Source organism: Sphingomonas rustica (assembly GCF_039652585.1).
Classification (GTDB): domain Bacteria; phylum Pseudomonadota; class Alphaproteobacteria; order Sphingomonadales; family Sphingomonadaceae; genus Sphingomonas; species Sphingomonas rustica.
Genome location: NZ_JBDIZK010000009.1, coordinates 47061 through 68281 on the forward strand (window position 1 = coordinate 47061; position 21221 = coordinate 68281).

The window sequence follows — 21221 nt, forward strand, 5'->3', positions numbered from 1 at the left end:
TGCGCCCTTATACTATTTGTCATACAGTATATGTCACACAGGATGCGAGACATAGCATGCCGATCGAGGACGACCTTTTCGAAAAACTGCGCATCGAGTTGCGCCGCGGATCGCTGGTGATCGCCGTGCTCGGCGCACTGCGCGAGGAGCGCTACGGCTACACCCTGCGCCAGAGCCTGGAGGATGCCGGGCTGCCGATCGAGGAAAGCGCCCTCTACCCGCTGCTGCGGCGGCTGGAGGCGCAGGGCCTCCTGAACAGCGAGTGGCGCGAGGAGGGCAAGCGCAACAAGCGCTTCTACCGCCTGAACGCGGACGGCACCGAGGTGCTCGCCCAGCTTCTCGCCGAATGGAATGCGATCTCCACCTCGATCCTGCGCCTTACGGAGAAGGACCAATGACCGATCTAGTCGACCGCTACCTGTCGTCCGTCCGTCGTAGCCTGCCCGCGGGCAAGGCGGACGATATCGTCGCCGAACTGCGCGACGTGCTTTCCAGCCGGATCGAGGATCGGGAGGAGGCGCTAGATCGACCGCTGCGCAGGGACGAGGTCGCCGCGATCCTGAAGGACTTCGGCCACCCGCTGGTCGTGGCAGCCGGCTACAAGCCGCATCAAGTTCTGATCGGGCCCCAGATCTTCCCCTTCTACCTGTTCACGATGAAGGTCGTCGGGGCGGTCGTCATCGTGCTGATGGTCGCGATCGGCGCGGCGGACCTGATGCTGGGACATGCACCGGTGGTTCGCGCCCTGGTCCGGGCCGCGGCCGGTGTCTGGGACGGCGCCCTGTCGGCGGCGGCGATCATCACACTCGTCTTCGCCGTGCTGGAACGCACCGGCTTCGCAGCCGAGCATGTCCGCAACTGGCGCCCCGAACAACTGCCGCCCGCCGACCGCCCCGCGCCCGGCCGCTGGGAATCGGCGATCGAGATCGGCATCGGCATCGCCTTCATCCTGTGGTGGACGGACAGTTTCACGCTGCCGATCCCCGCCCACCGTGGGCTGGTCCTGGAGGCGGCGCCGGTCTGGGCCGACTATTACTGGCCGATCCTGGCGCTCGCGGTGATCCAGCTGGCGATCGCGCTGGTCAAATGTATCAGGCCCGGCTGGCGGATCGCGCGTCTCGTGATGGGCACGGTCAATGCGATCGCGACGCTGCTGCTGATCGCCGGCCTGCACCGCGCCGGCACATGGGTTGTCGTGCGCGCGACGACGATGGATCCGGCCGACGCCGCGCGAGTGGCCGACAGCGTCGATCTCGCGCTCGGCATCGGCATGGTCGCGGTGGCGGTGGTGATGATCGTCACCACGCTGGTCGATTTCCGGAAGGCGGCGCGCGGCCGCTGACCGCCCTGAAGACCGACGGCCCGCTCCGGAACTGGCGCGGGCCGTTCGCCTCGGTTCAAGCCGCCCGCTTCTCCAGCGCCTGCGCGGCTTCGGCCATCAGCGTGGCGAGGATATCGACCAGCGGCTCCTCCTTCGTCACCATCCCAACCGACTGGCCGGCCATCAGCGAGCCGTTCTCGACATCGCCGTCGATCACCGCCCGGCGCAGCGCGCCCGCCCAATAATGTTCGATCTGGAGCTGGGCTTCCATCATCGCCAGCTTGCCCTCGTCCAGCGCCTGGGCGACTTCGCGCTGCTTGGCGGTGAACAATTCGGTTGAGGCATTCTTCAGCGCGCGCACCGGAATGACCGGCAGGCGCGGATCGATCTGCACGCTGGCGACCGCATCGCGCGCCGATCCCCGGATGAAGGCCTTCTTGAAATTGGGGTGCGCGATGCTCTCGGTCGCGCACACGAAGCGCGTGCCGAGCTGGACGCCGGCCGCGCCCATGTCGAGATAGCCGGCGATCGCCTCGCCGCGGCCGATCCCGCCGGCGACGAACACCGGGACCTGCGACGCGATATCAGGCAGGATCTCCTGCGCCAGCACGCTGGTCGACACCGGGCCGATATGGCCGCCGGCTTCCATGCCCTCGGCCACCAGCGCATCGACGCCGGAGCGGACCAGCTTCTTCGCCAGGCTGAGCGCCGGTGCGAAGCAGATCAGTTTGGCGCCATTCGCCTTGATCGCATCGAGCGACCCCGCGGGCGGCAGTCCGCCGGCGAGCACGATATGGCTGACCTGATGGCGATTGCAGACCTCGATCAGGTCGAACAATTGCGGATGCATCGTGATCAGGTTCACGCCGAACGGCTTGTCGGTCAGCGCCTTGGTGCCGGCGATCTCCGCATCGAGCAGTTCCGGCGTCATCGCACCGCAGGCGATCAGGCCGAAGCCGCCCGCATTGGACATCGCCGCCACCAGGTTCCGTTCGGAAACCCACGACATCGCACCGCACATGATGGCAACCTGGCTTCCCAGGAACTCGACGCCGCGCGCCATCCGGCGCGTCAGTCTCTCTTGGCCGACAGTCATCTGATCATTCTATCCCGTCATTGATTCCCGGCTTTCGCCGGGATGACGGGAGCGCGTCAAGCCGCCGTGTCCTCGACGTCCAGCCCATAGGCGGTGTGCAGCACGCGGACGGCCAGCTCGGTCTCGTCCTCGTGGATCAGCACCGACACCTTGATTTCCGAGGTCGTGATCGCCTGGACGTTGATGCCGCGGTCGCCCAGCGTCTTGAACATCGTCGCCGCGACGCCGGCATGGCTGCGCATGCCGACGCCGACGACCGATACCTTGGACACGCGCGTGTCGTGCAGCAGCTGTTCGAAACCGATCGCCTCGCGCTGCTTCTCGAACACGTCGAGCACGCGGGCCAGTTCGGCCTGGGGCGCGGTGAAGGTCACGTCGGTCGACCCGGTCGAATGGGCGATGTTCTGGACGATCATGTCGACGTTGATGTTCGCCTCGGCAAGCGGGGTGAAGATCGACGCCACCGCACCGGGCCGGTCGGGCACCGCGGTCAACGTGATCTTCGCCTCGTTCTTGTCATAGGCGACGCCGGTGATGAGCTGGCGTTCCATGTCGTCGATCTCCTCTTCGCCGACGATCAGCGTGCCGGGTTCGCTGGCGCCATCGGCGTCGACGAACGAGGACAGCACCTGGACGCGGACTTTTTCCTTCATCGCCAGTCCCACCGAGCGGGTCTGGAGCACCTTGGCCCCGACGCTGGCGAGTTCGAGCATTTCTTCATAGGTAACGCGCTTCAGCTTGCGCGCGCGCGGCACGATGCGCGGGTCGGTCGTATAGACCCCGTCGACATCGGTATAGATATCGCAGCGATCGGCCTTCATCGCCGCCGCCATCGCCACCGCCGAGGTATCCGATCCGCCGCGGCCCAGCGTGGTCACGCGCTCGCCGGCGGCGAGGCCCTGGAAGCCGGGGATCACCGCGACTTCGCCCGCCGCCAGGCTGGCATCGAGCGCGACCGTGTCGATGTCGGCGATGCGGGCCGAGGCATGGCCGTCCGAGGTGCGGATCGGCAGCTGCCAGCCGAGCCAGCTGCGCGCCTTGACCCCGATCGACTGCAGCGCGATCGCCAGCAGGCCCGCGGTGATCTGCTCGCCCGACGAGACGACGACATCATATTCGCGCGGATCGTAGAGAGACGAGGCTTCGCGGCAGAAATTGACGAGCCGGTCGGTCTCGCCGGCCATCGCCGAGACGACGACGGCGACCTGGTTGCCCGCCTCGGCCTCGCGCTTGACGCGCATCGCGACGTTGCGAATCCGCTCGATCCCCGCCATCGAGGTGCCGCCGAACTTCATCACGATACGTGCCATGGTCTGGTCTTGCTTCCGGCCCTTGGGATCAGAGAGCCGGGCTGATAGGAGCGGGCCATGGCAAACGCAACCATAGCAACCGTTGACCCGCGTGAAGCTGAGCATTTCGGCCGACTCGCCGCCGACTGGTGGAATCCCAAGGGCTCGTCGGCGATGCTCCACCGGCTCAATCCGGCGCGGCTCGCCTATCTGCGCGACGCGATCGACGACCATTGGGGCGGCGACACCGGCGGCTTCTCGCCGCTGGCCGGGCGCACCGCGCTCGACGTCGGCTGCGGCGCCGGCCTGCTGACCGAACCGCTGGCGCGAATGGGCGCACGCGCGACCGGACTGGATGCCGCACCGGAGAATATCGGCGCCGCCCGCGCCCATGCCGAGGCGGCCGGGCTGGACATCGACTATATCGCCGGCGGGATCGAGGCGCTGGCCGGGCGCAGCTTCGACCTGGTCGTGTCGATGGAAGTGATCGAGCATGTCGCCGACGTGCCTGCCTTCATCGCCGGCCTGGCGGGCGCGCTGGCCGAGAGCGGGCTGATGGTGCTGTCGACACCCAACCGGACCTGGCTGTCCCGGGTGGCGATGATCACGATCGGCGAGGGCGTCGGTGCGGTGCCCAAGGGGACGCACGACTGGGACCAGTTTCTCACCCCGGACGAACTGACTGCTCAGTTGGCCGATGCCGGGCTGAAGGTCATCGAAACGCGCGGGCTGCGCTTCTCGCCTGCCCGCGGCTTCGTCCTCAGCGAGGATACGAGCCTCGACTATCTGGTCACCGTCGTCCGGGCCTGAGGCCCGGACGCGCGGCGCCGCTTATTTCTGACCGTAGTCGAGGACTGCAATCGCACCGATATCGAGCGTCTGCTTCGCGGTGTTGACGTGCAGTGCGGCCGACAATTCGCCCGCGGCATAGTCGCGGTCAGCGCGGCCGACGACCTGGTAGAGCTTCCATTCGGTCGTGATGTCGAACGCCTTGCCGTACAACTGGGTATAGGGGGCGTTACTGAGCTGTAGCTGGCCGTTCACCCTGGCGGTCGTGGCGCCACCGGCACCTTTCTCCAGCCGCGCGTAAAAGGCGACCAGAATCTTGTCGCCTTTTTTTACCGCTCCTGTCAGCGGCGAGTTCACGCCTACCGTCCAGGCTTCCCCGCCGCCCGGCGTGTCGAGCCTCAGCGCTTTGCCGAACTGGACCTTGTCATCCTTCACCAGCTTGGGTTTGCCACCACCGGGCAAACCGTAAACGATCAGTTCCTCAGGATGGGGACCATTGAGGACGACCGGCTCGGCCGCCGGAGCCGGGGCGGCCGGCGCCGTCTGGGCGCGCAGCGGCGCCGGTATCAGGGCGATCGACGCGGCCAGCGTCGACACCGCAAGAGCGATGCGAATGGTCATCAAATATCCTCCCCACAGGTTATTATGCGAGGAGGCTATTCCTGGTTCGCGCCGGTTTCAAGCGGCAAAATGTCAGCGTTGTCGCACGCCCATCTCGGTCAGGCGCCCGCCCCGTCATAATGCTGGATCTGCAGGGCATCGAGATCGATGCCGTCGGTACAGCGCAGGTTGATCACGATCACCTCCTTGCCATCCGGTCCGGTGCCGCCGCCGACGGGTGCGCAGCCGCACGTCCGACAGAATTGATGCCGAATGACACCCCTGCCAAAGCTATAGTCCGTCATCGCATCGTCGGCCGCCTCGATGATCACGGCCTCGGGCGTGGTGAAGTGAAGCAGATACCCGCGGCGCTGGCAGATCGAGCAATTGCACGCCATGGCGCCGGTCGGCATCTCCTCGTCCAGCGTGTAGGCGACGGCACCGCAATGGCAGCTTCCGGTCACAGGCATTGTCGAATCCCCTCTTTTGTTGTTCTTCTAATGTTCTACATCATGCATGGTCATGCAGCAATCGGATTCACATCCACAATTGACCTGTCGCGTCCTCCTGCCCCACCTTCGCGACGATGGCCGACTTAAAACTGCATCCCAGCTGGCTCGAACCGCTGCGCGAGGAATTCGCCAGTCCTTATATGGCGGCGCTGCGCGACTTCCTGAAAGCCGAGAAGGCGGCGGGAAAACGCATTTTCCCTGCCGGCAGCGAGTGGTTCCGGGCGCTCGACCTGACGCCGCTGGAGAATGTTCGCGTCGTGATTCTCGGTCAGGACCCCTATCACGGTCCCGGCCAGGCGCACGGCCTGTGCTTCTCCGTGCGCCCCAATGTCCGCGTACCGCCGAGCCTGGTCAACATCTACAAGGAGCTGGAGAGCGATCTCGGCATCCCCCGCGCCCGCCACGGCTTTCTCGAACACTGGGCGCGGCAGGGCGTGTTGCTGCTCAATGCCGTTCTTACCGTCGAGATGAGCATGGCGGCATCACACCAGGGAAGGGGCTGGGAGAAATTCACCGACGCGGTGATCCGACTCGTCAACGCCCGGGCCGAGCCGACCGTGTTCCTGCTCTGGGGCAGCCATGCCCAGAAGAAGGCGGCTTTCGTCGACTCGGTCGATCGCGGCGGGCGGCATCTGGTGTTGAAGTCGCCCCACCCCTCGCCGCTGTCCGCGCATTCGGGCTTTTTCGGCAACAACCATTTCTCGAAGGCCAATGCCTTTCTCGAGTCGCACGGCCGCGCGCCGATTGACTGGGCGCTGCCCGCGCTATGATGCTGCTCGCCCTGATCTCTCCCGCCCTGCTGGGCGCCGCCGCGCCGCAGGATGCGTTCTTCACCCGCCTGCACGCCTTGTGCGGCAAGGCGTTCGCCGGGCGGGTCGTCAGCACCGATCCGGCCGACGCCGATTTCACCGACAAATCTCTGGTCATGCACGTCCGCGACTGCAGCGCTTCCGAGCTGCGCATCCCCTTCCATGTCGGCGAGGACCGCTCGCGGACCTGGGTGGTCACGCGCACCGCGACCGGACTGCGCCTGAAGCATGACCATCGGCACGAGGACGGCGCTCCGGACGCGACGACGCTTTATGGCGGCGACACGACCGCCGACGGGACCGCGCAGCGCCAGGAGTTTCCCGTCGACGCCGAGTCGATCGCGATGTTCCGAAGCGCGGGCAATAGTCGCTCGACCACCAATGTCTGGGCGATCGAGGTGGACGCGACCCGCTTCGCCTATGAGCTGCGCCGGCCGGGACGCCGATTTCGCGTCGAGTTCGACCTGACCCGGCCGGTCACCCCGCCACCCCCGCCCTGGGGAAGCGGATGATTCGCCTTGCCGCACTCCTGCTTGCCCTGGCGCCGGCCCCCGCAGCGGCGCAGCTGATCGACGACATCGATTCTGCCTGGCTGGCGAAGGTTCGCCCGGGCCCCAGACAGCATTTCAGCGGCACCGCCGAAGAAGGGCCGGGCAAGCGCCGCACGGAGTCGGTCGCCGCCGGCGATCTCCTCGTCGCCATCCGCACTAGGGATCGCTTCACCTTGGTCCTCCATGTCGGGAAGTCCCGTCGGGTCACGAGCGGCTGGATCGACAGCAGATCGCTCGCGCGGGTCGAACCCCCGTCGCCCGCGCCTTCGGCCTGGCTCGGAGGCTGGACCGCATGGGAGGGCAGGATCGACATCACGCGCACCACCGATCCGGCCGCACTGCACGCTGTCGGCTATGCAACCTGGGGTGCCCACCGCAAGGAAGCGGTCAAGCTCGGCGTCAACTATGGCGAGTTCGATGTCGCCATCCGACCCGCCGACGGCAAGGTCGCGTTCAGCCCGATGGCGGGCTGCGACATCACGCTGCGGCTGCTCGGCCCCTATCTGATCGGCCGCGACAATTATGGCTGCGGCGGCCACAACGTCACCTTCGGCGGCGTGTATCGCCGCTGACGGCTATTGCAGCGTGGCGGTTTCCTCATCGCCGTAGCGACCATAGAAATGCATCAGCTGGACGATCAGCGAGGCGCGATCCGCCAGGGAATCGGCCTGCAGCAACGCCTGTTTCGAAGCTGCGTCGAACGGCGCGACCTGGGCGATTCCGTTGACCAGCGATTCGTCGTCTAGCCGGGTGACGGCTTCCCAATCGACCGCATATCCCTGGGCATCGGCGAAACGGCGCGATTCGAGTTCGAGCGAGGCCCGTTCGGCCAGCGCCAGCGTCTCGGGCTCGGCGACCGGTTCCAGCTCGGCCTCGATCTGGCGGAAGGGGGTGGAAACCTCCAGCTCGCGCACCACCGTGAAGCGCGCCAGCCCCTCCAGCACCAGATTGAAGCGGCCGTCGTCCAGCGCCTCGACATCGGCGATCCGGCCGACGCAACCGATGTCGAACAGCGGCACCGGGTCGCCCTCCCCGCGCGGCTGGATCATGCCGATCCGCCGGTCGCGCGCGAGCGAATCGGTCACCATCGCACGATAGCGCGGTTCGAAGATATGCAGCGGCAGGTGCATCCGGGGGAGCAGCAGCGCTCCCGGAAGCGGGAAGATCGAAAGCCGGGTGACGGTCATCCGAACAGGATGGCGGACAGCTTGCGCCGCTGCGCCGATACCCAGGGATCCTCGAGCCCGACGACCTCGAACAGCTTCAGCAGCCGCTGGCGGGCGGCGCCCTCGTTCCACTCGCGATCGGTCTCGATCATGCCAAGCAGCGTCGCTGCCGCCCCGTCGCGGTCGCCCGCCGCCATCTGGCCGCCGGCCAGCTCGTAGCGCGCGTCCATGTCCTCGGGGTTGACGGCGGCATGCGCGGCCAGTCGCGACAGGTCGTCGACCGGCTTCGCCTCCTTCGCCAGCGCGATCGCCGAACGCGCTCGATCGATTTCGGCCGCCTTGCCGACTTCGTCGGGCAGATCCGTCAGCGCAGCCTCGGCGTCCTCGGTCCGACCCAGCGCCAGCAATGCCCGGGCGCGCCCCGCGACGATCGCAGGATGGTCGGGCGCCATGTCCGCGATCTGTTCGAAGATCGAGAGGGCGCGTTCGGCATCGCCGTCGGCAAGCACCTGCTCGGCCATGGCGATCAGCGGCTCGAGCTCGGCTTCCTGCTGCGCATCCTCGCTCTGGATCGGCAGCTGGCGCAGAATCTGGTCGAGCATCGTGCGCACCTGGGTCTCGGTGCGCGCCGAAGTCAGGTCCGCGACCAGCTGGCCCTGGAACATCGCATAGACGGTCGGGATCGAGCGGACCTGGAATTGCGAGGCGATGAACTGGTTCTGGTCGACATCGACCTTGGCCAGCACCACGCCCTTGGACGCATAGTCGGCCGAAACCTTCTCCAGCACCGGGGTCAGCTGCTTGCAGGGCCCGCACCATTCCGCCCAGAAATCGACGATGACCAGGCTGGTCATGGAGGGTTCGACGACGTCGCGGCGGAACGCCTCGACGGCTTCGCGTTCGGCAGTGGTCAGTCCGGCAGTGGCCAAGGGAAGCTCCCGAGTCTGAAAAGGGTGCGAAAGGATCGCGCCTATGTGGGGTTTCGGGTCGCCGAGGCCAAGCTTTTTCAGATTATGCGCTTTTCGCATAAAAGGGGGTTGCCGCCCCCAGGGACCGATGCTAGTGGCCGCCGCCTTGACCCGGCCCATGGGTCCTCCACCGGGTCGGGAAACGCCAGAGCGGGCGTAGCTCAGGGGTAGAGCACAACCTTGCCAAGGTTGGGGTCGAGGGTTCGAATCCCTTCGCCCGCTCCAGCGGTTTCAACGTCGAGGATCAGCGATCCTCGGCCACTCTCGAAATCCTCGGTTCTTTTGTAGCGCTTCGTCCGATCCAGCGGTCGCAACGTCGAGAATCCCCGGTCTTCGTCCCTCATTGGCCTGTACCGACATCTTGCCCGAAGCGCCTCACCGCGCCACGACGCAATATGGTGTTCGGACTTTTCAAGTCTCGTCCCGGGCTGCCGGAGATACGGGCGCGGGTTCGCGTGCTGGTCGATCAGGTCGGGGCTCCGCCGGGCGATCCGGTGAGCTATGGCGGCTCGCGTCAGGACGGCACCCCGCATATCGAGGCGGGCAGCCGCTATCATTTCGTCGTGTGCGAACGCGGTAACGAGTTCGAGCGGCGAACGACCGACGATCTCGACGATCTGCTCTACTGGATCTTCGACGGCGTCACCTTTTCGATGGCGTCCAACTTCGAAGTGAAGCACCGCCGCACTGGCGAAGACACCCGCCGCCAGCTGTTCGCCAAGCAGATCGAGTATCTCGAACGCCTCTCTCCCGAATGGGCGGCACGGCAGGAGGCCGAACACGCGGAAATTCTCAGCAGGCACCCGTTTGTCGACAAGTGAGTCATGCCAGCCTACGCTAAACCCTCGCCCGCAGAGAGTAGCTTTGGATTTGGGAAGCTGTCGCAGTCAACAGTCGGAAAGTAAGTTAGTAATAGCTCCCGCATCCAGATAACGTTGAGTTGCGATGCCTAAATCGATCGAGGAAATATTGGGACGCGGCCCTGTTCAAAAAGAGCGCCCCATTCCTGGCACCCTACTCGGCGAAGCCGACATGGTGCGGTATGTGTCGTTCTATTCAAAGGAGCTTCCTGCGAAGATTTTCCGCAACGTTACCAGAAAAGTAAATCCACCGCTAGTGACCGGCGGCGGCGTTGTGCTTGAGGGCTGCATCATCACGTTACCGGATACGACGTCCATGTATCCGCTGATATTTCACGGTGACGTCGCAGGATGGCAGCGCCAGATTGAAGAAGGCGCTCACGCCTTAGGGTTAGGCATCGTGGACAAAGCTTGACCTGAGGCTCACGGGTTGATTCAAGGCTGTCTTTTGGAGGCGGCGTTGGGCGAGCGGATCGGGGTATCGGACGAAGAGTGGGCGCTGATCGGACCGTTGCTGCCGCCCGAGCATGGTCGCGGATGTCGGCCGGCGGGCGACAACCGTCGTTACTTCGAGGGCATGATATGGATGGCGCGCTCAGGCGCGCAGTGGCGTCTGCTGCCGGACGATTATGGAAAGTGGAACAGCGTATTCCGGCGCTACCGGCGCTGAGTCGATGCCGGCGTATTCGACGCCCTGCTGGAGACGCTGGCCGAGATGGTGGAGCGCGATACCAGCGCCGACATGATCGACAGCACGGTAGTCCGGGCGCATCATTGCGCCGTCGGGCTAAAAAAGGGGATCAAGAGACCCAGGGGCTTGGCCGGTCGCGCGGTGGCTTCACCACCAAGCTCCACGCCCGCTGCGACGGGCACGGCCGACCGCTCGGCTTCGTCCTGACGCCGGGACAGACGCACGATGTGCAGGGCTTCGGCCCGCTGTTCCGGATGCTCGGCGACCGGATCGAGGCGCTGCTCGCCGACAAGGGCTACGACGCAGACGCAATCCGCGCACAGCTCGCCGCAGCCGGCGTCGAGGCCGTCATCCCTGCCAAGAGCAATCGCCGCACACCCATCTCGCACGATCGCGTGAAATACCGCTGGCGTAATCTCGTCGAGCGCTTGTTCAGCAAACTCAAAAACTGGCGGCGCGTCGCCACCCGATACGACAAAACCAGGGAATCATACCTCGGCTTCGTCACTCTCGCTTCAATCAAACTGTGGATACCCTTTGTCCACGATGCCTAGTCTCAGCCAAAATACAGAATGACAAAATTGCGCTTTCTGATGGTCGAGAATTTAACTTGGCTGACTGTAGCGTGGAATTCGACTAACGTGCCTGGCCTGTTGCCGCAGATGGACACCGGCGCATTCAGTCTGCACCGATGCGAAGGAAGCGATGGCGCCGCGGGCAAGTCGCTGATAGCCTTTCCGAAAATGAGTCGGGGGGACATGTCGTGAAGACCACGCGTTTCGGGATGCTGCTGAGCCTGGTCGCGATGCTGTCCGCCTGTGGCGGCGGGGGCAGCGGATCGCTCACCACCGGCGGCGGGACGACGGGCGGGGGTGGCACGCCGATCGGCGGTGGCGGCACGCCTACCCCGACCGCGAATGGCTGTTCGCTGAGCGAGCGCAAGACCTGGGTCGCGAACCAGATGAACGAGTGGTATCTCTTTCCTGAGACGCTCCCCGCCACCCTGAACGCGGCTTCCTATACGACCGTACAGGATTATCTCGACGCACTGACCGCGACCGCACGGGCGCAGGGCCGCGACCGCTATTTCACCTACATCACCTCGATCGCCGAAGAGACCGCCTATTATAATTCGGGGTCGAGCGCGGGCTTCGGCTTCCGCCTGGCCTATGACCCGTCGTCACGGCGGATCGCGATCATCGAGGCTTTCGAGAACGCCCCGGCGCTCAACGCAGGGCTGGATCGCGGGACCGAAATCCTGGCTGTCGGCACCTCCGCCTCGACCCTGCAGGACATCAGTGCGCTGGTGGCAAGCGGCGGCACCGATGCGGTAAGCCAGGCGCTCGGACCCGACACGGTCGGCACCAGCCGCACGCTGCGCGTCGCCGACGCCGCCGGGGGGACGCGCGTGGTGACGCTGACCAAGACCGACTTCACCCTGGCACCGGTATCGAGCCGCTATGGCGCGAAGATCATCACCGACGGGGGGCAGCGCTATGGCTATGTGAACCTGCGCACCTTCATCAACACCGCAGAGACGCCGCTGCGCAATGCCTTTGCCAATTTCCGGGCACAGGGCGTGACCAATGTGATCGTCGACCTGCGCTACAATGGCGGCGGCCTCATCTCGATCGCCGAATTGATGGGCGACCTGATGGGCGCCAATCGCAGCACGTCAGACGTGTTCGATTACATGACCTTCCGCGCGTCGAAGTCGTCGGAGAACGAGGTCAATTATTTCGCGCCCCAGCCCCAGTCGATCGCCCCGACCCGGATTGCCTTCATCGGCACGCACTCCAGCGCGTCCGCGAGCGAACTCGTGATGAACGGCTTCATTCCCTATCTCGGCACCAACACGGCGCTGGTCGGCACGAACACCTATGGCAAGCCGGTGGGCCAGATCGCGCTGGACAGGACCGCGTGCGACGACCGGCTGCGCGTCATCGCCTTTGCCGTCGAGAATCGCGATCACCAGAGCAATTATTTCAATGGCATCGCCAGCGTGATGCCGCGCACCTGCCAGGCAGCCGACGACATCAGCCGGCCGATGGGCGACCCGGCCGAGGCATCGACCCGCGCCGCGATCGACTTCCTGGCCGGGCGCAGCTGCACCCCGATCGGGGCGACCAGCCAGGCCCGGGCAGCGCGCAGCGCGACCGCCAACAGCACGCCCGACGGCCGCGACCTGCTGGCTCCGCAGCAGCCCAGCACGGCGCAGCGCGAGGTTCCGGGGCTGTTCTGAATATAGGGGTCGGAACGGGACGGCGGCCGGACCTGCCTGATCGATTCCGGCGATTACTGAGGCAGCAACAGCGCGTTACACATTGGCGGTCCTGATCCTTATCTCGTCGTGATCGAGTGGCGACAAGGACCGACACGATGTCCCGAGACCTGACAAAGACCCTCACCTATCTGTCGATCCACCTGACGATCGGCTTCAGCGTTGCCTATGCCTTTACCGGGTCGGTCAGCATGGCCGGCGGCATCGCGCTGATCGAACCGTGCATCAACGCCGTCGCCTTCTTCTTCCATGAAAAGGCATGGAAGCGCGTCGAGCGCCGGGCCCAGGTCGATCCGTTCGTGCGCGACGCGGTTGTGCATGGCTGACCGCCACGAGACCGGTCGGCGATGATCGCGGTCGTCACCGGTCAGGGTTTGCGCACGGGGACGGTGCCAAAATCGCGCCGCATGCTGTCGCCGATCATCCCCCGCTGCGCCGCGGCACTCTGGCCTACCGGAAGCGCATAGAGCGAGCGCAAGAAGCTCAGATCCCAGGTGGTAAGCGTCACCGGCGCCGGCTGATCCTTCGGCGTCGTCATAATCGACAGGATGGTGGGGGCTCCACTGTCCTGGGCCCTCGCCGGGTTGGCCGTCGTCAGCACGCGCATGGCGGCGTAATCAGCGACCTGAACCGTCGTGAAGCCTTCGATCGCGTCCCGCTCGATCACCACCACCGACAGGTCGAATATCGGTCTCACAAGCTCGACCAGCCGCGACGCCGGGCGCGTGGTGCGCGCGACGATCCCGTGAGCCCGCACGCCGTCCAGATCAATCTTTCCAAGAACCCGCCATGCGATCGCCGGACCCGGTTCTTCGGACAGGCGGACCCGGTCCTCAGGGAACATCTGCGGCCGCTCTCGTTCCAGCTGGCGCACCGTCGCAAGCTTGTCGTCGGCGAAAATCACAAGAGCGTTGGGCGTACAAGGCTCGGCTGCCAGCCCGACTCCGGCCGCGCGCGCGACCTTGCGCATCCGCTCGGTGATGAGGCGGTTATATTTGACCGAAAGACCGAACGCGAGCGGACACACCCACTCCCCTTCGAACCGGGCGATGGTGCGCGCGTGCGGTGCCCAGGTCAGGCCCTTGACGAAATCGCTGACCTGCTTTTCGCTGGTCTCCCGGCCAACGACAACGATCTCGTTCCCTGCCTCCTGCGGCTCGGATGCAGTTGACGGGTGCTCCTGCGCGCTCACATCGGTGGCGAGCAGACACAGGAGAATGAGCCATATACGCATGCCCGCCCTCGGGATCGCTAAAGATCGGAAACGCTAGGGTCGCTCGGCTCGCTCGGCAATGATCGATGCGGTGCATCGCGTCCGAAATGGAAGCGACCGCCGACGCCACATGAGGTGACGCCGGCGATAACCTTACTCCGCAGCCGGCAGGTAGATCTCGCCACCCTTTTCGCGGAACTTCTCGCTCATCTCCGCCATCCCCGCCTCGGCGCTGTCCGCCGCGAGGAACGCATCGGCCGACTGGTTCTGCTTGGCGGCGAAGTCGCGCACTTCCTGCGTGATCTTCATCGAGCAGAATTTGGGACCGCACATCGAACAGAAATGCGCGGTCTTGGCGCCTTCGGCCGGCAGCGTCTGGTCGTGATATTGCTCCGCCGTGTCGGGGTCGAGCGACAGGTTGAACTGGTCGCGCCAGCGGAACTCGAACCGGGCGCGGCTCAGCGCATCGTCGCGCACCTTGGCCGCGGGATGCCCCTTGGCAAGATCGGCCGCGTGCGCCGCCAGCTTGTAGGTCACGACCCCGACCTTCACGTCGTCGCGGTCGGGCAGGCCCAGATGCTCCTTGGGCGTCACGTAGCAGAGCATCGCCGTGCCGAACCAGCCGATCATCGCCGCGCCGATCGCCGAGGTGATATGATCATAGCCCGGCGCGATATCGGTGGTCAGCGGCCCGAGCGTATAGAAGGGCGCCTCGCCGCACGCTTCCAGCTGCTTGTCCATGTTCGCCTTGATCTTGTGCATCGGCACATGGCCGGGGCCCTCGATCATTACCTGGACGTCATGCTTCCACGCCACCTGGGTCAGTTCGCCAAGCGTCGCGAGCTCGCTGAACTGCGCCTCGTCATTGGCGTCGGCGATCGACCCCGGACGCAGCCCGTCGCCCAGCGAGAAGGCGATGTCATACGCCTTCATGATCTCGCAGATTTCCTCGAAACGCGTGTAGAGGAAGCTTTCCTGGTGATGCGCCAGGCACCATTTCGCCATGATCGACCCGCCGCGGCTGACGATGCCGGTCACGCGCTTGGCGGTCATCGGGATATAGGGCAGGCGCACGCCGGCGTGGATGGTGAAATAGTCGACACCCTGCTCGGCCTGTTCGATCAGCGTGTCGCGGAAGATCTCCCAGGTCAGGTCTTCGGCGATGCCGCCGACCTTCTCCAGCGCCTGGTAGATCGGCACGGTGCCGATCGGCACCGGCGAATTGCGCAGGATCCATTCGCGCGTGTCGTGGATGTTGCGCCCGGTCGACAGGTCCATGACCGTGTCCGCGCCCCAGCGGATCGACCAGACCATCTTGTCGACTTCGTTCGCCACGTTCGATGCGACCGCGGAATTGCCGATATTGGCGTTGATCTTGACCAGGAAGTTGCGGCCGATCGCCATCGGCTCGCTCTCGGGGTGGTTGATGTTGTTCGGGATGATCGCCCGTCCGCGGGCGATCTCGTCGCGGACGAACTCGGGCGTTACGAAATCGGGGATGGCGGCTCCGAAATCCTGTCCGTCGCGGACATATTCGGCCAGCCGCGCCCGGCCGAGATTCTCGCGCTCGGCGACATATTCCATCTCGGGCGTGATGATACCGCGCCGGGCATAGTGCATCTGGGTCACGTTGGCGCCGGCCCTGGCGCGCAGCGGACGCTTGACCACGTTCGGGAAGGGCTGGACCCCGCCCGAGCGGTCGGGGCCGAGCTGGCCATTGTCCTCGGGACGGATCTCGCGGGCATCGACCTCCTCGACGTCGCCGCGCGCGCGGATCCAGGGGTCGCGCAGCCTGGGCAGGCCGGCCATGATGTCGATCCGGGCATTCGGGTCGGTATAGGGGCCCGACGTGTCGTAGACGCGCACCGGCGCCTCGCCCGATCCCGGCTCCAGCGAAATCTCGCGCATCGCGACTTTCAGCGGGCCGACATGGATCTTGCGCGATCCGCGGATCGGTCCGGTGGTGACACCGATTTCGGATTTGGCGGGAATGTCGGCCATGCGTGTTCGCTCCTTGTAGACGAAGCGAGATCACGGTTTCCGGGCGGACGCCGCTCCCTCCCTCCGCCGGTGTCAACCGGATCAGGTTCAGCGGGTCGGAGGCTCCAGCCTCCCTCTCAGCCGCGGTTCAGCGGCCCCCCGGGGATGACAGCGTTCTAGACGCGAAGCGGCGTCAGGGGAAGCGGTTCAGTCGAACACTTCCGCCAGCGCCTCTTCGTCACCCCGCTCGGGGTAGCGATAGGTATTCGCGACGCGTTCGGATTTCAGCAGATAGGCGGTCCAGATCCCGGCGTAGATCAGCGGTCGGACGAGCGTGGCTCCCATGGCGCCATAAAGCTGGACGAGCGGGAGCCCCAGCACTCCGGCGACGATCAGCGGTTCGACGATCAGCGTGACCGACGCGACCAGCCAGATAACGGAGATGCCGATCACCACCGTGGTCCAGTTGCGCACCATCAAAAAGCGATAGACCGCGAACCACATTGCCAGGCAGACGATGACCACGATCGTCCACTCGATGCGTACCGCCGTGTCCCAGGCATCGCCCAGAGCGCCGGCGGTGGCGCTGTCGCTCGTCATCATCAAAACCGAGCCGATCGACACCAGCGGGCTGATCACGCCGAGCGTCACCAGGAAAAAGGTGAGCCACCCGCCCACACCGTACAATTCGCGGTCGCTATAACCCATCAGACTGCCCCCGCCCCGGGAGCCGGGGCCAGGAGCAGCCTAACCGAGTTCAGACGGCATGCAAGCAGAGGTCAGAAGGTCCAGACGAGACCACCCATCGCGGTCCACTGATCCTTCGACCCGGCGATGCTGGTCAGCGGCGAGCGCGCGGCATCCTCGAGCATGCGGCGGTACGAGACCAGCCCCATCAGCCCGAGACCGCCAGTCAGGTCGCCGGTGAGCGAGACCACGCCGACGCCCGACAGCGTCCAGTCCTTCCAGCCTTTCTTCGCGTCGAACTGGGGCAGGCCGCTGGCCGCTGCCTCGGCGGGGCTGTTCACCCCGAAATAGGTGCGGGCATAGCCGTCGCCGACATAGTTGGCCGACAGGTTCAGCCCGACGAATGCCTTGGTGCTGAGCGGCGTGCCATAGTCGATCGAGGGGGTGATGACCTCGCTCTTGTGAATGCCGGCAATGTCATGGGTATAGGCGACCGACACGCTGAGCTTGTCATAATCGCTGGTGAACACGCCCTGCTTGCCGATGCCGACATAGCCGCCGACCTCGACCGCGAGCTTGCGGATCGGCAGTGCGCGGACCTGAGGATCCCTGATCGCGCTGCGGCGTGCACGGTTGAAATTGACGCTGACGATCGGGCCCGCCTGGAAATCCCAGCCCGGCCCGCCCTCGGTCGGGATCAGGTCGGCATAGGCACGGTTGCCGCGCAGGCCGAAATTGATGCCGGACACGCGCCCCTGGATTCCGGGAACCGCCGCGAAGACCAGATCGTCCGAGCCTTCGTAGCTGGGCGTCACGCCGGCGACGACGCCGATGCGCAGCGAATCGCCGTTCAGCTTTTCGGGGTCGATCCCGCCCGGTGCGGACGTCGGAGCCGGGGCCGGAGCGTCATCATCCTGCGCGAAAGCCGGCGCGGCGATCAGCAGGGCGGGCAACAGGAGTACGGCACGATACGTCACAGGCGAAGGCCTCCCAGGGAATGTTACCGGCGCGTAACGCCGGTTTCCTCTGATAGGTCCGTCCTTCTTCCTACAACAGATAGCGAATCTTGACCTGCTGTTGCACGTTTGTCGCAGCGACGACATCGAAGCTTGCCGAGGTGAAGCGCGGCGGGCCGAAGCCGATGCCGGGATTGCGCGAAAAGCCGAAACCCTCGCGGGGCATTCCCATGAAGGTGTCGAGCTTGCCGTTGTTGTTTTCGTCGTGGATCACCGCCAGCGCATAGGTGTCGTGCGCCAGTCCCTCGAACCGGACATGCGTGCTGGTCGCCGGTACCGTCTTCGCGATCCCCTTGCCCGACTTGCAGTCCGGAAACGCCTTGGCATCGGTCGTCAGGCAGAACCGAAGCACCCCCTTGGTCGAGCGCAGTTGGATGATCTCGACCTCCAGCGTTCCGCTAGGGGTCGGTGCGGCGGCCGGCAGCAGCAGCCCGGCGGCCAGTGCGGCTACGCCTCTCGAAACTGCCGATGCCCTTGTCGGTCCCGCAAAGCCGGTCCCAGAAACGGAAATAAAGGCCATAATTGCACTTATACTCGTCATGATGCCGCTGATGATGGCTCGCGGTGATCAGCCATCCGCCCAGTACGCCCCCCCACATGAACCGCGGGAACATCTCCCACCCCATGTGATTCGTGACCCCCATAACGGTCATGACGGCTAGGACAAACCCGAGTGCGCCGACATGAATGGGGATCAGGAAGACCAGCACCGGAATCACGACCGCGCCGGTCAGCGCCTCTACCGGGTGAAAGCTCATCGCCGCCCAGGCGGTCGGCGGGCGGCTGGCATGGTGCACGGCATGGGCGATGCGAAACCAGCGCGGCCGGTGCATCCAGCGATGCGTCCAGTAGAACCAGCTGTCGTGCGCGAAGAGATAGAGCAGCACCGACAGCGGCAGATACCAGAGCGGCCAGTCGCCCAGATCGGTGTAAATCCGGGTCCAGCCGTGATCCTGCCACCCCCAGGCGACGACGCCGGCGGGCACGCCATAGATCGCCGAGCTCGCCAGGCTCCAGCCGATCTCCTTGCGGATCTGCGGCGTCAGCCCGGCGTAGAGCCCGCGATGCTTCGCGCGCGTGGCCAGGTCGAAGACGCCGCTGACGATCAGGTAGCGCACGCCGACGATCAGCGTCATCGCGAGCGCGGACAGGATGATGGCCAGGACGATGCTCATCCCCCTGCCCTACAGCCTGCGCTCGCCCGCGTCAGCCGCGATTCACGACAGCAGCGGATGCGCCTGCCACGCCTTGATCGCATCGACCGGCCAGACCAGCATCAGGACGTTGAGCGTGAGATTGTCGCGAATCAGGACCAGCGTCAGCAGTTCGAACCCGATCGCCATCGCGACGATCATCCGCGCCGGCAGCCGCATCGCCAGCCAGAAGCCGAACGCCATCCAGCCGATATCGGCCATCGAATTGACGATGCTGTCGCCCGAATAGCCCAGCGCGATCGTCGCTTCGCGGTAGCGATTGATGATGATCGGCGAGTTTTCGAGGATCTCCCAGCTGCCCTCGATCACTACCGCCAGCGGCAGGGCCCAGCGCCGGCCTTCCCCCCGCACCGCCAGATGAGCGAGGCCGTAGAACAGAAACCCGTGGATCACGTGGCTGAAGCTGTACCAATCGGCGATATGCTGGCTGTTCTCGCTCGACTGCACCACGCCGTGCCACAGCTTGACCGTCCCGCAGGCGCAGATCGGCGGCCGGTCCATCGCCACCAGCACGACGAGGACGGCCGCGGCGATCGCCAGGGCAACGAGCAGCGCGGCGGCCGGCACTTCGATCGGGCGGCGAGCCATCGCGTTACCGCTTGCCGAGCAGGCTGTCGGGATCGAAGTCCATCCCGTTCCCGACCTGGTCGATCGTGAGCAACGGCCGGGCGGGAATCGTCGACCAGCGCGTCTTCTGGGCGTCGTCGCTGATCGAGCCCGTGCTGGTCTTCATTCGCCGGGTGAGATAATTGATGCTCTGCGTATCCATCTCTCCGGTGTTCCGCTGGACGTTCGTATAATCATAGCCGATCAGCCGCAGAGCCCCTTGCTGCCAGCGGAACGTGTAGGTCGTGGCACCCATGCCCCAGCCGCCGGCGCTCATGAACCGGCCCAGCCGGATCCGGACCGTCCCGCGCACCACCTCCATCCCGCCGCCGGTGACGCCTTCGGAGGCGAACCAGTCCTCGGCGCAGGCATGATCATAGCGCGGGATCAGGCTGTGGTTCTGCACCGCCAGCCGATATCCGCCGCCCCGCTGGGCAAGGGCGACGACCAGGATGCGTGGATTGGTATCGATCCGATCGCCGCACAGCCCCTTGTTCGCGACGATGTTCGCCGGATCCTGTTGTTTCAGCGCCAGCGCCAGATCGGGCAGCCCGTCACCATCCAGATCGCCGCTGTCACGGCTTTCGATACGCCACCCCTTGGGAACAAACCCCTCGGCATTCGCCGCGGTCGGCGCAAGCTTGGGATAGGTGACAGGCGGAAGATCCTGGACGCCGGATATCGACGCAACCAGAGCAGGCAGAAGAAGAACGATCATGCTGCGCTTGTGCCTTGATGGTCCCGCCTCGGCAATCCGAGCCGGCTCAGCTCAGAGCTTGCCCACCAGTCCGTTCGGATCGAATTCCATCCCGTTGCCGATCTGATCGATCGTCGGCAGCGGCCGTGCCGGGATCGTCGACTCGCTGGTCCTGGTCTTTTCGCTGTCGATCATGCCGCGAACGATCTGGACCCGCCGGATCAGATAGTTGATGCTCAGCTTCTGGGTTTCGCCGGTGTTGCGCTGGACGTTCGCATAATCGAAGCCGATCAGGCGGATCCCGTTGTTGCGCCAGCCGAAGACGAAGTCGCTGCTGCCCGAGCTCCAGCCCCCCGCGTTCATGAACCTGCCCAGCCGCACGCGCACCGTCCCGCGCACGAGCGTCAATCCGCCGCCGGACTGACCGTCCGGATCGAACCAGTCATCGGCGCAGGCGCTGTCGTAGCGCGGGATCAGCGTGTGATTCTCCATCACCAGCCGATACCCCCCTGTGCGCCGGGCAAGCGCGACCGCCAGCATGCGCGGATTGGTGTCGATCGTTTCACGGCACATCCCCCCTTCGTTCGGAAGGATGTTCTTCGGATCCCGCTGCTTCAGCGCCAGCGCCAGGTCGGGCAGCCCATCGCCGTTCAGGTCGCCCGACTGACGGGTTTCCAGCGTCCACCCGTTCGGCACGAACCCCTCGGCATCGGCTGCGGTCGCGGGCAATGCGGGATAGGTGACCGGGGGAAGTTCGTCATCCTGGGCGAGTGGCGAAGGCAAGAGCAGGGCGGCTGACACAAGCATCTCGATCATGACCTGCTTGTGCGCCGACGCCCACTTCTGGGCAATGGCGCTTCGCAGCGCCCGGGCGC

Annotated in this window: 27 protein-coding genes, 1 tRNA gene and 1 riboswitch; of the genes, 13 read left to right on the forward strand and 15 right to left on the reverse strand. The window is 65.4% G+C overall.

The genetic code is table 11. The features are described 5' to 3' along the window. Positions 1-56 precede the first annotated feature (56 nt). Together TPR58_RS15040 and TPR58_RS15045 are read left to right on the forward strand one after the other, a co-directional pair. Entirely contained in the window at positions 57-398 is a 342-nt protein-coding gene (locus TPR58_RS15040) for a PadR family transcriptional regulator (protein ID WP_346247526.1), read from the forward strand. Next, positions 395-1342, forward strand: coding sequence for an HAAS signaling domain-containing protein (locus TPR58_RS15045; RefSeq protein WP_346247527.1), 948 nt, complete (start codon positions 395-397; stop codon positions 1340-1342). The genes TPR58_RS15040 and TPR58_RS15045 overlap by 4 nt, the downstream gene beginning before the upstream one ends. Before the next feature lie 55 nt (positions 1343-1397). On the opposite strand, the gene TPR58_RS15050 is transcribed toward TPR58_RS15045, so the two are convergent. Together TPR58_RS15050 and TPR58_RS15055 are read right to left on the reverse strand one after the other, a co-directional pair. Further along, entirely contained in the window at positions 1398-2417 is a 1020-nt protein-coding gene (locus TPR58_RS15050) for an NAD(P)H-dependent flavin oxidoreductase (RefSeq protein ID WP_346247528.1), read from the reverse strand. Between the two features lie 56 nt (positions 2418-2473). Further along, positions 2474-3727, reverse strand: coding sequence for an aspartate kinase (locus TPR58_RS15055; protein WP_346247529.1), 1254 nt, complete (start codon positions 3725-3727; stop codon positions 2474-2476). Between the two features lie 57 nt (positions 3728-3784). On the opposite strand from TPR58_RS15055, the gene ubiG reads away from it, so the two are divergent. Then, the gene (gene ubiG, locus TPR58_RS15060; protein WP_346247530.1) at positions 3785-4516 is read left to right on the forward strand and encodes a bifunctional 2-polyprenyl-6-hydroxyphenol methylase/3-demethylubiquinol 3-O-methyltransferase UbiG; all 732 of its coding nucleotides are present in this window, start codon (positions 3785-3787) and stop codon (positions 4514-4516) included. A 21-nt stretch (positions 4517-4537) separates the two neighbouring features. On the opposite strand, the gene TPR58_RS15065 is transcribed toward ubiG, so the two are convergent. Beyond that, on the reverse strand, positions 4538-5116 hold the full coding sequence (locus TPR58_RS15065) for a carbohydrate binding domain-containing protein (RefSeq protein WP_346247531.1): 579 nt from the start codon (positions 5114-5116) through the stop codon (positions 4538-4540). Positions 5117-5214: 98 nt separating this feature from the next. Beyond that, a complete protein-coding gene (locus TPR58_RS15070) occupies positions 5215-5565 on the reverse strand; it encodes a GFA family protein (RefSeq protein WP_346247532.1) in 351 nt (116 codons plus the stop codon). Between the two features lie 116 nt (positions 5566-5681). Between TPR58_RS15070 and ung the strand changes: the two genes are divergently transcribed. Genes ung through TPR58_RS15085 form a run of 3 tightly spaced genes read left to right on the forward strand, consistent with a single transcriptional unit; the run spans position 5682 to position 7539 of the window. Beyond that, positions 5682-6377, forward strand: a complete 696-nt coding sequence (gene ung, locus TPR58_RS15075; protein WP_346247533.1) for a uracil-DNA glycosylase — start codon at positions 5682-5684, stop codon at positions 6375-6377. Then, positions 6374-6928 carry a hypothetical protein gene (locus TPR58_RS15080; RefSeq protein WP_346247534.1) on the forward strand — a complete coding sequence of 185 codons (555 nt, stop codon included), beginning with the start codon at positions 6374-6376 and terminating at the stop codon, positions 6926-6928. Before ung ends, TPR58_RS15080 begins: the two co-directional genes overlap by 4 nt. Next, positions 6925-7539 carry a hypothetical protein gene (locus TPR58_RS15085; RefSeq protein WP_346247535.1) on the forward strand — a complete coding sequence of 205 codons (615 nt, stop codon included), beginning with the start codon at positions 6925-6927 and terminating at the stop codon, positions 7537-7539. Before TPR58_RS15080 ends, TPR58_RS15085 begins: the two co-directional genes overlap by 4 nt. A gap of 3 nt (positions 7540-7542) precedes the next feature. Here the strand turns inward: TPR58_RS15085 and TPR58_RS15090 are convergent, their stop codons facing one another. Together TPR58_RS15090 and TPR58_RS15095 are read right to left on the reverse strand one after the other, a co-directional pair. After that, positions 7543-8154, reverse strand: a complete 612-nt coding sequence (locus tag TPR58_RS15090) for an LON peptidase substrate-binding domain-containing protein (RefSeq protein ID WP_346247536.1) — start codon at positions 8152-8154, stop codon at positions 7543-7545. Further along, complete coding sequence (locus TPR58_RS15095; protein ID WP_346247537.1) at positions 8151-9062, reverse strand: tetratricopeptide repeat protein; 912 nt, start codon at positions 9060-9062, stop codon at positions 8151-8153. Before TPR58_RS15095 ends, TPR58_RS15090 begins: the two co-directional genes overlap by 4 nt. A gap of 189 nt (positions 9063-9251) precedes the next feature. Between TPR58_RS15095 and TPR58_RS15100 the strand changes: the two genes are divergently transcribed. From TPR58_RS15100 to TPR58_RS15130, 7 genes are all read left to right on the forward strand, one after another. Further along, positions 9252-9326, forward strand: a tRNA-Gly gene (locus tag TPR58_RS15100). Between the two features lie 170 nt (positions 9327-9496). After that, entirely contained in the window at positions 9497-9922 is a 426-nt protein-coding gene (locus TPR58_RS15105) for an Imm63 family immunity protein (protein ID WP_346247538.1), read from the forward strand. A 124-nt stretch (positions 9923-10046) separates the two neighbouring features. After that, on the forward strand, positions 10047-10376 hold the full coding sequence (locus TPR58_RS15110; protein ID WP_346247539.1) for a hypothetical protein: 330 nt from the start codon (positions 10047-10049) through the stop codon (positions 10374-10376). A gap of 45 nt (positions 10377-10421) precedes the next feature. After that, positions 10422-10631, forward strand: coding sequence for a transposase (locus TPR58_RS15115; RefSeq protein WP_346247540.1), 210 nt, complete (start codon positions 10422-10424; stop codon positions 10629-10631). 104 nt (positions 10632-10735) lie between these two features. Next, entirely contained in the window at positions 10736-11206 is a 471-nt protein-coding gene (locus tag TPR58_RS15120; RefSeq protein WP_346247541.1) for an IS5 family transposase, read from the forward strand. Between the two features lie 230 nt (positions 11207-11436). After that, positions 11437-12894, forward strand: a complete 1458-nt coding sequence (locus TPR58_RS15125; RefSeq protein ID WP_346247707.1) for a S41 family peptidase — start codon at positions 11437-11439, stop codon at positions 12892-12894. Between the two features lie 137 nt (positions 12895-13031). Beyond that, positions 13032-13259, forward strand: a complete 228-nt coding sequence (locus TPR58_RS15130) for a DUF2061 domain-containing protein (protein WP_346247542.1) — start codon at positions 13032-13034, stop codon at positions 13257-13259. A gap of 41 nt (positions 13260-13300) precedes the next feature. Here the strand turns inward: TPR58_RS15130 and TPR58_RS15135 are convergent, their stop codons facing one another. From TPR58_RS15135 to TPR58_RS15175, 9 genes are all read right to left on the reverse strand, one after another. Next, entirely contained in the window at positions 13301-14167 is an 867-nt protein-coding gene (locus TPR58_RS15135) for a hypothetical protein (RefSeq protein WP_346247543.1), read from the reverse strand. Positions 14168-14299: 132 nt separating this feature from the next. Beyond that, on the reverse strand, positions 14300-16147 hold the full coding sequence (gene thiC / locus TPR58_RS15140) for a phosphomethylpyrimidine synthase ThiC (protein WP_346247544.1): 1848 nt from the start codon (positions 16145-16147) through the stop codon (positions 14300-14302). 41 nt (positions 16148-16188) lie between these two features. Continuing rightward, a riboswitch (TPP riboswitch) is annotated at positions 16189-16298 on the reverse strand. A 35-nt stretch (positions 16299-16333) separates the two neighbouring features. After that, the gene (locus TPR58_RS15145) at positions 16334-16834 is read right to left on the reverse strand and encodes a DUF2569 family protein (RefSeq protein WP_346247545.1); all 501 of its coding nucleotides are present in this window, start codon (positions 16832-16834) and stop codon (positions 16334-16336) included. 71 nt (positions 16835-16905) lie between these two features. Beyond that, positions 16906-17790, reverse strand: coding sequence for a MipA/OmpV family protein (locus tag TPR58_RS15150; RefSeq protein ID WP_346247546.1), 885 nt, complete (start codon positions 17788-17790; stop codon positions 16906-16908). Positions 17791-17860: 70 nt separating this feature from the next. Next, complete coding sequence (locus TPR58_RS15155; protein ID WP_346247708.1) at positions 17861-18271, reverse strand: DUF2141 domain-containing protein; 411 nt, start codon at positions 18269-18271, stop codon at positions 17861-17863. Further along, positions 18228-18998: a sterol desaturase family protein gene (locus tag TPR58_RS15160; RefSeq protein WP_346247709.1), complete on the reverse strand. Its 771-nt coding sequence runs from the start codon at positions 18996-18998 to the stop codon at positions 18228-18230. Before TPR58_RS15160 ends, TPR58_RS15155 begins: the two co-directional genes overlap by 44 nt. A gap of 48 nt (positions 18999-19046) precedes the next feature. Next, positions 19047-19631, reverse strand: coding sequence for a DUF2585 domain-containing protein (locus tag TPR58_RS15165; RefSeq protein WP_346247547.1), 585 nt, complete (start codon positions 19629-19631; stop codon positions 19047-19049). A gap of 4 nt (positions 19632-19635) precedes the next feature. After that, positions 19636-20367 (reverse strand): hypothetical protein, encoded by a 732-nt coding sequence (locus TPR58_RS15170; RefSeq protein WP_346247548.1) that lies wholly within the window; start codon positions 20365-20367, stop codon positions 19636-19638. 51 nt (positions 20368-20418) lie between these two features. Beyond that, positions 20419-21162, reverse strand: a complete 744-nt coding sequence (locus tag TPR58_RS15175) for a hypothetical protein (RefSeq protein WP_346247549.1) — start codon at positions 21160-21162, stop codon at positions 20419-20421. Between the last annotated feature and the right edge of the window lie 59 nt (positions 21163-21221).